The sequence below is a fragment of the uncultured Pseudoflavonifractor sp. genome (assembly GCA_904419835.1).
Lineage (GTDB): Bacteria > Bacillota > Clostridia > Oscillospirales > Oscillospiraceae > Pseudoflavonifractor.
Genome location: CAJFTA010000070.1, coordinates 1 through 10,629, shown reverse-complemented (window position 1 = coordinate 10,629; position 10,629 = coordinate 1). Strand labels below are relative to the sequence as shown.

At 56.8% G+C, this 10,629-nt stretch carries 9 protein-coding genes and 1 pseudogene; 4 read left to right on the top strand and 6 right to left on the bottom strand.

The features are described 5' to 3' along the window. The coding region (locus QZY67_RS10695) for an integrase core domain-containing protein (RefSeq protein ID WP_295370203.1) at nt 1–250 on the top strand (250 nt) is incomplete at its 5' end. 89 nt (nt 251–339) lie between these two features. Here the strand turns inward: QZY67_RS10695 and QZY67_RS10690 are convergent. Both QZY67_RS10690 and QZY67_RS10685 read right to left on the bottom strand, forming a co-directional pair. Further along, a complete protein-coding gene (locus tag QZY67_RS10690) occupies nt 340–720 on the bottom strand; it encodes a DUF4363 family protein (RefSeq protein ID WP_295370200.1) in 381 nt (126 codons plus the stop codon). Then, a complete protein-coding gene (locus tag QZY67_RS10685; RefSeq protein WP_295370198.1) occupies nt 717–1,400 on the bottom strand; it encodes a DUF421 domain-containing protein in 684 nt (227 codons plus the stop codon). Before QZY67_RS10685 ends, QZY67_RS10690 begins: the two co-directional genes overlap by 4 nt. Before the next feature lie 96 nt (nt 1,401–1,496). Between QZY67_RS10685 and QZY67_RS10680 the strand changes: the two genes are divergently transcribed. The 3 genes from QZY67_RS10680 (at nt 1,497) to carB (ending at nt 7,325) form a co-directional block, all read left to right on the top strand. Then, nucleotides 1,497–2,372, top strand: coding sequence for a metallophosphoesterase (locus QZY67_RS10680; RefSeq protein ID WP_295370195.1), 876 nt, complete (start codon nt 1,497–1,499; stop codon nt 2,370–2,372). Between the two features lie 565 nt (nt 2,373–2,937). Next, entirely contained in the window at nt 2,938–4,029 is a 1,092-nt protein-coding gene (locus QZY67_RS10675; RefSeq protein ID WP_295370192.1) for a carbamoyl phosphate synthase small subunit, read from the top strand. Then, nucleotides 4,029–7,325 (top strand): carbamoyl-phosphate synthase large subunit, encoded by a 3,297-nt coding sequence (gene carB, locus QZY67_RS10670; RefSeq protein WP_295370189.1) that lies wholly within the window; start codon nt 4,029–4,031, stop codon nt 7,323–7,325. Before QZY67_RS10675 ends, carB begins: the two co-directional genes overlap by 1 nt. A 281-nt stretch (nt 7,326–7,606) precedes the next feature. On the opposite strand, the gene QZY67_RS10665 is transcribed toward carB, so the two are convergent. The 4 genes and pseudogenes from QZY67_RS10665 to QZY67_RS10650 all read right to left on the bottom strand — a co-directional run. Continuing rightward, on the bottom strand, nt 7,607–8,191 hold the full coding sequence (locus QZY67_RS10665) for a GNAT family N-acetyltransferase (protein WP_295370187.1): 585 nt from the start codon (nt 8,189–8,191) through the stop codon (nt 7,607–7,609). Between the two features lie 492 nt (nt 8,192–8,683). Continuing rightward, nucleotides 8,684–9,469 (bottom strand): hypothetical protein, encoded by a 786-nt coding sequence (locus tag QZY67_RS10660; RefSeq protein ID WP_295370184.1) that lies wholly within the window; start codon nt 9,467–9,469, stop codon nt 8,684–8,686. Nucleotides 9,470–9,728: 259 nt separating this feature from the next. Beyond that, nucleotides 9,729–10,175 (bottom strand): hypothetical protein, encoded by a 447-nt coding sequence (locus tag QZY67_RS10655; RefSeq protein ID WP_295370182.1) that lies wholly within the window; start codon nt 10,173–10,175, stop codon nt 9,729–9,731. Between the two features lie 7 nt (nt 10,176–10,182). Beyond that, nucleotides 10,183–10,629: pseudogene (locus QZY67_RS10650) on the bottom strand (type I restriction endonuclease subunit R); the annotation flags it as partial.

The window sequence follows — 10,629 nt, the reverse complement described above, 5'->3', positions numbered from 1 at the left end:
CCAAGCATATTTCCAGCTGACTAAACAATACGGCATTACGCCTTCCATGTCAAGACGGGGAAACCCGTATGACAATGCCATGGCCGAAAATTTCTTCTCTATCCTTAAAACAGAGTGTATTTACCGACATAAGCCAGCCACTTTCTCAGAGGCCAACAGGATGATTGACCGATATATCTACTTTTACAATCACGAGCGTATCCAGTTTAAGACTGGAGAGGCACCGCTGGCGCGACGCCTCTCCTACTAAAACTCAATATTTCCTACCAGGGGCTTTTTGTACTGTCCGTATAATCTGGGGCTGTTCAGGCCCTTCCGGGGAGAATTTTTGGCGACATATTAGAGAATGTTTTTCAGTGAGAGCTGCTCTGCCTCGTAGAGCAGGCGAATCTGAGCAATCAGGCGGGCGTTGGCGGCGGAGTATTCGCCGCCCTCCCGGCAGGTGATGAACTCTCCCACCTCCTGAAAGCTGCTGCTGACCTCATCGGTGTCGGCGTGGCGGAGAAGCACATGGAGGTAGACCGTGTGAGAGTCCCATTCGTCAAAGGCGCCCTCTGTAAGCCGGGCGGCCTCCTCCCAATTTCCGGCCTCGGCACAGGCCTCCGCCCGGGTGAGCTGGTCGGAGAGCGAGGCGGTGAGCCGGTCGAGATGCCAGGTGTTGTACAGGGCGGCGGCAAAGAGCGCGGCCAGAATGCCGCAGGCAATCCAGAGCCGTCTCATTTGGCTGTCACATCCTTTGCAGCCAGATAGACCTGGTTCCGCCCGTCCACGGTGAGCAGAAACACGTCTCCGGAGGATTTTATTTTGTGGGCGGCCAGCTGCCGGTCCAGCCAGGTCCGGTTGAGCCCTCTGGCCTGGAGATTGTGATCCAGGATTCGCCCGTCGTTGATGATAACCAGCGGCAGGCCGGGCTCCGCCGTCTCGACACCCATCTGACTGGCGGTGACAGGCAGTTCGCAGGCCCGCAGCAGCACAGAGATCTGTCCGTTGGTCTCCAAAATGGCGTATTTTACAGTGGTAATATCGGTAACGCCCTTCAGCCTCAGCTCCTCCATCAGCTCGTCCACGGTAAAGCGGTTCTTCTTGATCTCCTTTTGCAGGATCTTCCCGTCCTCCACAATAATGCTGGGCCTGCCGCAGATAATGGCCCGGAAGCGTACGCTGCGGGTGGTGAGCACGGAGATGATCATGGTGATGCACAGCAGCGTCAGAATGGGGATGATGCCGGAGAGGAGCGGAATGCCGTAATCCTGCATGGGAACGGCGGCCAGGTCTGCGATAATGAGGGCCAGCACCAGCTCTGACGGCTCCAGCTCTCCAACCTGCCGCTTACCCATCAGCCGCACCCCGGCGATAATGAACAGGTAGAGAATAATGGTGCGCAGAAAGGCGATTACCATGCAAAAACCTCCCAGATGCAGCTCGATCAAAGTCAGTATGGCCTAACGGAAGAAGAATATGCGCCGGAAATTGACTCTGAGAGAAAAAACAATATAATGGTAAGAGAGATAAACACGCGGGAGGTGCTTCCCATTACCAAGCGGAAAAAGAGGCTCATCTGGGCCGGAGCGGCGGCGGCGGCCCTTGTGGGGCTGGCTGCGGGGCTGGACAGCCGGCTGACGGCGCCCCACTATCAGATTGAGAGTAAAAAGCTGAGCGGCACGGTGCGGGTGGCGCTGATCACCGACCTTCACAGCTGCAATTACGGCGCGGGACAGCGGGAATTGCTGGACGCGGTGGCGGCGGAACAGCCCGACCTGGTGCTGCTGGGGGGCGACATTGTGGACGACGACCCCGGCCTGCCGGCGGAGAACGCCTACACGGTGGTCCGGACCCTGGCGGAGCAGTACTCCACCTATTACGTCACCGGAAACCACGAGTTCTGGAGCGGCCAGGCGGAGGAGATAAAGGAGAACATGGCCTCCTGCGGCGCGGCTGTGCTGGCGGGGACCTGGGAGGACGTGGCGGTCAACGGCCAGTCCCTGCGCATCTGCGGCGTGGACGACCCGGCGGCAGGAGAGGCGGTCTGGACGGAGCAGCTGGACCGGGTGGGGGAGGCGGCGGACACAAGCCGGTTCACCATCCTGCTGACACACCGGCCCGAGCGGGTGGATGCGTACATGCAGTATGATTTCGACCTGACTGCGGCGGGCCACGCCCACGGCGGCCAGTGGCGGGTGCCCGGACTCATCAACGGCCTGCTGGCCCCCAACCAGGGGCTGTTCCCCAAGTACGCCGGCGGATTGTACCGCCTGGGCGGCCAGACCATGGTGGTCAGCCGGGGGCTTGCCAGAGAGAGCACCCGGATTCCCCGCCTGTTCAACCGACCCGAGCTGGTGGTGCTGGAGCTGATGCCGCAAGGGAGTGCGTGAGACAAAATGATTTTTTGGTTCATACAAATAATTTGTATAAAAGAGGCCGGTTCGCCAGCAAAAAAGCCAGATTCTCCGGCGTCTTTTGTATAAAATTACGATTTTTATTTATGCTGAAAAAAGACAGTTGCCCAAAACAGGCCAAGTAGAGTACAATCAGTGAGATAACAGGCTGTCAGAGCGCCCGCCGGCCCCAGTACCGGCGGACGTGCGTGGGAAAGGGAACCGTTTCGGTTCCCTCAGGCTGCCGAAAAAGTCCAAGGACTTTTTCGACAGCCTTCAAGAATGCCGTTGCTTTTGCGCCGCACAACGGCGCAAAAGTCCTCGCTTCGCTCTCCGCAAGCCTTGCGCGGCAAGGCATTGCGGGGCATTCGATTCCACGCGAGGCGGGCGGCTGCCCCCTCGCGCTCCCCCGCCCCAGTCCAGGCGGATTCTGTTCAACTGAGGCTTCTCGACACGCTGAGGGAACCGTTTCGGTTCCCTTTCGTGTAGCATTGAGAAAATTTGACGCAGACCTCCGCGCCCTGACAGCGGAACGATAGGAACGAAAGGCGTGATACAAGCGATGAAAGCGACCTTGATCCTGGCCAACGGCATGACCTTTGCGGGCCGCAGCATCGGCTCCACCGCGGACCGCGTGTGCGAGATGGTGTTCAACACCTCCATGACGGGCTACCAGGAGATCCTGACCGATCCCTCCTACGCCGGACAGGGCATTGTGATGTCCTATCCCCTTATCGGCAATTACGGCGTAAACCACGAGGACAACGAGTCCTCCCGCCCCTGGGCGGAGGCCTTTATTGTCCGCCATCTCACCACCCGGGGCAGCAACTTCCGCTGCGAGGGCGGGCTGAACGAGTACCTGAAACAATTTGATATCACCGGTATTGAGGGCGTGGACACCCGCGCTTTGACGAGAATACTCCGCAGCGAGGGGACCATGAACGGCATGATCACCTGTGCGGAGCATTTTTCTGTCCAGGACTGCCTGGAGAAGATCAGGGCCTACCGGGTGGAGGGCACGGTGGAGGCCGTGACCCGCAAGGCGCCCCAGGTGTACCCCGCCATGGGAGAGCAGCGGCTGCGGGTGGCCCTGATGGACTACGGCGTGAAGGAGAACATGATCCGCTGCCTCCAGAGGCGGGGCTGCCAGGTCACGGTGTATCCCGCCCATACCCCGGCGGAGACCGTTCTCACCGGCGGCTTTGACGGCGTGATGCTCTCCAACGGCCCCGGCGACCCGGCGGACAACACCGCCATCATCGAAGAGGTGAAGAAGCTCTATCAGTCCGACCTGCCCCTCTTCGCCGTCTGCCTGGGCCACCAGCTCCTGGCCCTGGCCACCGGCGCCCAGACCCGGAAGATGCGCTTCGGCCACCGGGGCGGCAACCACCCGGTGAAGGACCTGGAGCACGGCCGGGCCTATATCACCAGCCAGAACCACGGCTATGTGGTCACCCGGGAGAGCGTGGACCCGGCGGTGGCGGAGATCTCCCATGTGAACGTAAACGAGGGCAGCGTGGAGGGCCTCAAGTACAGGCGCCCCAACTGCTTCACCGTCCAGTTCCACCCGGAGGCCTCCCCCGGCCCCATGGATACCGAGTATCTGTTTGACAACTTTGTGGACATGATGAAGCAGAAGGGAGGGGCGCGGTAATGCCCAAGAATCCGAATATCAAGAAGGTACTGGTGCTGGGCTCCGGCCCCATTGTCATCGGCCAGGCCGCTGAGTTCGACTACGCCGGCACCCAGGCCTGCCGGGCCCTGAAGGAAGAGGGCGTGGAGGTGGTGCTGGTCAACTCCAACCCCGCCACCATCATGACCGACAAGGACATCGCCGACCATGTGTATATCGAGCCCCTGAACATCGCCAGCGTGGAGCAGGTCATCGAGAAGGAGCGGCCCGACTCCATCCTGCCCACCCTGGGCGGCCAGACCGGCCTGAACCTGGCCATGAACCTCCATGAGCAGGGCATTTTGCAGAAGTACGGCGTCCGCCTGCTGGGCACCAGCCCCGAGTCCATCCGCAAGGCGGAGGACCGCCAGGGCTTCAAGGACGCCATGGAGGCCATCGGCCAGCCCTGTGTCACTTCAGACGTGGTGGAGAGCGTGGAGGACGCGGTGGCCTTTGCCGGCAGCATCGGCTACCCCGTCATCGTCCGCCCGGCCTACACCCTGGGCGGCACCGGCGGCGGCATCGCCTACGACGAGCCCTCCCTCCGGGAGATCGCCGACCGGGGCATCCATCTGAGCCGGGTGGGCCAGGTGCTCATCGAGCGGTGCATCTCCGGCTGGAAGGAGATCGAGTTCGAGGTCATGCGGGATTCCGCGGGCAACGTGATCCAGATCTGCTCCATGGAGAACATCGACCCCGTGGGCGTCCACACCGGCGACTCCATCGTGGTGGCCCCCACCCAGACCCTGGCCAACAAGGAGTTCCAGATGCTCCGCAAGGCCTCCCTGGACATCATCTCCGCCCTGGAGATCGAGGGCGGCTGCAACGTGCAGCTGGCCCTGAACCCCGACTCCTTCGAGTACGCGGTTATCGAGGTCAACCCCCGGGTGAGCCGATCCTCCGCCCTGGCCTCCAAGGCCACCGGCTACCCCATCGCCAAGGTGGCCGCCAAGATCGCCCTGGGCTACACCCTGGACGAGATCCCCAACGCGGTCACCGGCAAGACAACCGCCTGCTTTGAGCCCACCCTGGACTACTGCGTACTGAAAATTCCCCGCCTGCCCTTCGACAAGTTCACCACCGCCAGCCGCACCCTGGGCACCCAGATGAAGGCCACCGGCGAGGTCATGGCCATCGGCAACTCCTTTGAGGGCGCCCTGATGAAGGCCATCCGCTCCCTGGAGTTGCCGGTGAAGTCCCTGCGCCTGCCCGGCCTGGACGAGCTGTACACCGAGGAGATTGAGGAGCGGCTGGTGAACATCGACGACCAGCGCCTCTTTGTGGTGGCCGAGGCCCTGCGCCGGGGCTTCTCCCCGGAGAAGATCAACAAGATTACCAAGTACGACCTGTGGTTCCTGGACCGGTTCCAGAACATCGTGGACATGGAGGACGCTCTGGATCACGGCCGCCTGGACGCCGACACCCTCCGCCAGGCCAAGGAGATGGGCTTCTCCGACGCCTGGATCGCCGCTTTGGCCGGCAAGGAGCGGAAGGAGATCAAGGCCCTGCGGGAGAGCATGGGCATTGTCCCCGCCTTCAAGATGGTGGACACCTGCGCAGCCGAGTTTGAGGCCCAGACCCCCTACTACTACTCCTCCTATGACGAGGAGAACGAGGCGGCCGACGGCCTCCACCTGCCCCGGGTGGGCGAGCTGGCCCCCCACATCCCCGAGGCGCCCTATCTGTCCGCCGCCACCGCCGCCCCCCACCGCACCGAGGGCGCCAGCGAGCGGAAGAAGGTGCTGGTGCTGGGCTCCGGCCCCATCCGCATCGGCCAGGGCATTGAGTTCGACTACTGCTCGGTCCACTCGGTCTGGGCCTTCAAGCGCCTGGGCTATGAGACCATCATCATCAACAACAACCCGGAGACCGTGTCCACCGACTTCGACGTGGCCGACAAGCTCTACTTTGAGCCCCTGACCCCCGAGGACGTGGAGGCCGTGGTGGAGCTGGAGAAGCCCTGGGGCGCGGTGGTCCAGTTCGGCGGCCAGACCGCCATCAAGCTGGCCCAGGCCCTCACCGACATGGGCGTGCCCATCCTGGGCACCCCGGCCGACGGCGTGGACGCCGCCGAGGACCGGGAGCGGTTTGACGAGATTCTGGAACAGTGCGGTATTCCCCGGGCAAAGGGACGCACCGTCTTTACCACCGAGGAGGCCCTCGCCGCCGCCCGGGAGCTGGGCTACCCCGTGCTGGTCCGGCCCTCCTACGTGCTGGGCGGCCAGGGCATGGAGATCGCCTACTCCGACAAGAACATCATCGACTTCATGAAGATCATCAACATGACCGTCCAGGAGCACCCCATTCTGGTGGACAAGTACCTGATGGGCCGGGAGCTGGAGGTGGACGGTGTGTTCGACGGGGAGGACATCCTGATCCCCGGCATCATGGAGCACGTGGAGCGCTCCGGCGTCCACTCGGGCGACTCCATCGCTGTCTATCCCCCCCTCCACCTGGAGGACAAGCACAAGGAGATGATCCTGCGCTACACCCGCGACATGGCCCGGCACCTGAAGGTGGTCGGCCTCATCAACGCCCAGTATATCCTCTACAACGATGAGATCTACGTCATTGAGGTCAATCCCCGCTCCTCCCGTACCATCCCCTATATCTCCAAGGTCACCGGCGTGCCCATCATCGACCTGGCCACCAAGGTCATGCTGGGCCGGAAGCTGAAGGAGCTGGGATACGGCACCGGCGTTTACCCCGAGGCCAGCTACTACGCGGTGAAGATGCCCGTGTTCTCCTTTGAAAAGCTGACCGACGTGGACACCGGCCTTGGCCCGGAGATGAAGTCCACCGGCGAGTGCCTGGGCCTGGCCGAGTCCTTCCCCCAGGCCCTGCTGAAGGCCTTCAAGGGGGCCAACATGAAGGCGCCCAAGCGGGGCGGCCGGGTCATCGTCACCGTGAAGGACGAGGACAAGGGCGAGATTGTGGGCATTGCCCGGGGCATGGCCGATATGGGCATTGAGATCCTGGCCACCTCCGGCACCGCCGACGCCCTGGAGGCCGCCGGGGTCCGGTGCCGCCGGGTGGCCCGGGTGTCCGAGGCACACCCCAACATCCTGGACATGATCGCCTCCGGCTCCGTGGACCTGGTCATCAACACCCCCACCCGGGGCCGCAAGCACAGCTCCGACGGCTTCAAAATCCGCCGCTCCGCCGTGGAGCACTCGGTGCCCTGCGTCACCGCCATCGACACCGCCCGGGCCATCCTCACCGTCCGGACCCAGGGCCGCAGCGCCGACCTGCGTCCCATCGATATCACCACCATCTAATAAAATGCCCGCACCGGAGGTTTTACTCCGGTGCGGGCATTTTTTCGATTGACCATACCGCGATAAAAATTGGCGGGCAGTGTCAATGGCTGGAAGGTCATGGGAAGCCTTTTTTGTGAGGCGTTCTGACCCCGCCTCCGTCCCAGGTATCGCGGCCCTTTCGCTTGCGGGCCGCGGGAGAGGACTGGCTGCTGCGCAGAATGGGAATAGACAGAGCGAAGGAACGAATCAAAATCAGTTGGTTTTTTGTAGATATGGAAAGCGCTTTAAGCCTTTAGGAATCACAACACCTCAACAAAGCGATTGCTGCTTATATTCCAATACTTTTTGTATACAAAACCTTGATTATTACAAAAATTCAGCTGGTACATTCTGAATATTACAGGAAAATCTTTCGGCTGCCACTGTTCCTCAAACGAATAGCAGTACGTCATACCGCACGCCTGCATAACGCTTCCGCTTCGGGGGTTGTTTATGTCGTGTGTTGCGGTAATATATGGTAGGCCGTCTTTTCTCACCTGCTCGATAACGGCTTTGCCTGCTTCTGTAGCAATCCCTCGATGCCAGAATTCTTTGCGGAGTCCATAGCCAAAGTCGTGGTGCTCTTCCATATCGACGTTAATATAGCCAATAGGGTAATTGCCGCTTTTAAGGCAAATGGCATAAGCGTATGCTTGCGGCTGCCCATACTTGGCCGCATATCGTTCCTCGTAAAACTTTTTGGTTTCCTCCAGGTCCTTCATAGGGTACCAAGGCAGGAATGTATTAACCTGCTCATCTTTAAGGATTAAAAATAGGGCCTCTAAATCTTCTTCCGTAAACTTTCTTAAAATCAATCGCTCAGTTTCCAACATAGGTGTATTCATAATATTCTATTTCCTCAAATGCCGCTTTATTGTGCAATAGTTTGAGAGTACTATATCACAGGGCGCTTCATAAGTCCATTCCTTTAACGTCTGCCCCGGTCAAAGAAAACACCAGATTTGCTTGCGGCGCGAGCATAAAAAGCAAGGCCCCGCACCGCAGGGCCTTGCAGAGAAAAAATCTGTGTTTATTCCCACTCGCCGAGTTAAATCCATTTCTAAACTTTTTTGTATAGAGGATTTAATTCGACGTGGTTTTATCTGATGCAGATTATCCTTATCCTAAGGTCTATTCGGACTTTTGCTATCAAAAATCTATCCAGGCCATCCTATCAGTGGTTTTGCTTGAGATGGGCGATTGGGTGGTTTCAAATTATTATAACATGATTTATACAATTTGACAAACAATGGTCAGCTACTATCACATGTTTTAAACCGGGAGCTTTAATGTTTTTATAAATTTGAAGGCATTTCTCTCCATAAAATGGCATTTTCTTACAGTTTGGCATACCATTCACAATATTTTTCATAAATAAACCTTAGACGGTCATACTGAAGGTGCATATACGCAACACGACTGACCCTAAGTTCATCCATACGCTCTAGCCGAGCTTTATACAGGATCCCGTCCTCATAAAGCAAATCAATATCTTTTAAAAACGCTAACACGCGGGCTTTGCATCCAGTATGACATCTGGCATCAATCTTTTCTTTATGCTTTGCAGGATCACCATTATAATTGTCTGTTTTGAACTGCTCCAGGACCTTCTTCAACGCAAACACAAAATCGGTTATATCATCACACTCATCTGTTTTTTCTGCTGAATCAAAAGAATGGAAATATGGAGAAAACTCATAGAAAGTTCTCCGATATTGATCAATGCTAGCTGATGGAAGATCAATTCTGGCGTTTTTTGTTCCTTTAAACTTAATCTTGCTATTCGGTTTACGAGTAATACCCTTATGGACTATAATAACATTTTCCTCGTTGCCATAACTTTCAAATATCAGTTCATTGGCGTTCAAATCCAGTTCATCACACTCAATAGTTGCTTGCCTAATTATTACATCGGTTAAAAAGCTTTGCTCTAAAACGACTTTTCCGTCGACATTTATGCTCATATTTTCGGCCCGATTAAGATATATTGGTGAGCCTTGTTCTCGAATAATTTTGGCTGAGATACTAGATTCTTTTAACCCATGATCACTAGTTAGCGTCAAGTAAAGGTCCCAATCATCCTCACTGCTTGCACTGATGTCGCAGTACGCCTTACTTTCCATGGTCACCTGAGAGGAGTAGGCTAAATCCAGATAATACACATGTTCACTATTGACACATCCGTTATTTAGCGAAAGATAACAGTCCATCTTCCTCAGTAATTATCTGTAGCGTTGAATAATCTTCCAATTCTGGAACACAGCACTTTTTAATTTCAGTTAAAGCTTCATATAGCTGCAAAAAATCTCCTCCTAACATTTAATTTGTCATATGTTATTACTTTTAAATGCCAACATGAAACAATGATATCCTGCCATACAATTACGTATTTGTCCCCCCTCCTCTCAGCCTCTCATATAGCACCGTGCCTACCGTCTCCATGACCTGCCGCATCATATCCGGGTCAGAGAACATCTTTACAAAGAAATCCTCATTTTGTTCATAGCGGCCAGCGGCCATGTTAGGAAAGTCCTTTTCGAAGAGCAGCATGAAGGTCTTGCGGTCGTTGTTCTGGGCGTAGCTGTGCCACTTGTCCTGCGCCGCGTAGTCGTTTTCCATCTGGAGCAACACCTTATCCATCTCGGTGAAATTTGTGCCGTACTTCTCGTTGATCTTATCAATAATGACTGTCAGCGGGTCACGCTTCTTTTCCCTGCGGCCAGCTTCACCGGTGATGGGCCGGAAGCCCTCTGGAGTACTCTCCAACTGGATTCCACCCTCGAAATCCTTTTCCAAACGGTAATACTCCAGTAGCACCTTGTCGTCCACATAGACTTTATCCCGCCCACAATTTTGCATACACACTGAACTTGTGGATTTCCTTATCAAACAGGCGGCAAACCTGCGTGATAAAGGCATAGATGCGATTGAACCGAGCCAGTGTGGACTTGAACAAATCCTGTTTTTCTTCCTCCAGCGCCTCAAACCGATCCAGTGCCGGTCGGATGGTGCCCTGGAGCTTGCCCAAATCGCCACTGGACTGCTCTTTGGAGGCATAGAAAATCTCCGCAAACCGATCAATTTCCATCTGCTGATACACCCGGTACTCGTCCAAGGTATTCTTCAGGTCATACACCACATTAGGATCAGTCTCCTCTTCCAGAACCGTCTCCTCGTAGTAGGGCTCAAAGGCTTTTCGGATGTCCTCGGCGGAGTTGACGAAGTCCAGGACAAAGGTATCCTTTTTGCCCCGCATGGTGCGGTTCAGCCGGGACAGGGTCTG

What these genes read in the sequence shown, in the direction of transcription:
- QZY67_RS10685 (WP_295370198.1), bottom strand. Translation starts at nt 1,400, where the DNA reads ATGGTAATCGCCTTTCTGCGCACCATTATTCTCTACCTGTTCATTATC.
- carB (WP_295370189.1), top strand. Translation starts at nt 4,029, where the DNA reads ATGCCCAAGAATCCGAATATCAAGAAGGTACTGGTGCTGGGCTCCGGC.
- QZY67_RS10690 (WP_295370200.1), bottom strand. Translation starts at nt 720, where the DNA reads ATGAGACGGCTCTGGATTGCCTGCGGCATTCTGGCCGCGCTCTTTGCC.
- QZY67_RS10680 (WP_295370195.1), top strand. Translation starts at nt 1,497, where the DNA reads ATGGTAAGAGAGATAAACACGCGGGAGGTGCTTCCCATTACCAAGCGG.
- QZY67_RS10665 (WP_295370187.1), bottom strand. Translation starts at nt 8,191, where the DNA reads ATGAATACACCTATGTTGGAAACTGAGCGATTGATTTTAAGAAAGTTT.
- QZY67_RS10660 (WP_295370184.1), bottom strand. Translation starts at nt 9,469, where the DNA reads ATGGAAAGTAAGGCGTACTGCGACATCAGTGCAAGCAGTGAGGATGAT.
- QZY67_RS10675 (WP_295370192.1), top strand. Translation starts at nt 2,938, where the DNA reads ATGAAAGCGACCTTGATCCTGGCCAACGGCATGACCTTTGCGGGCCGC.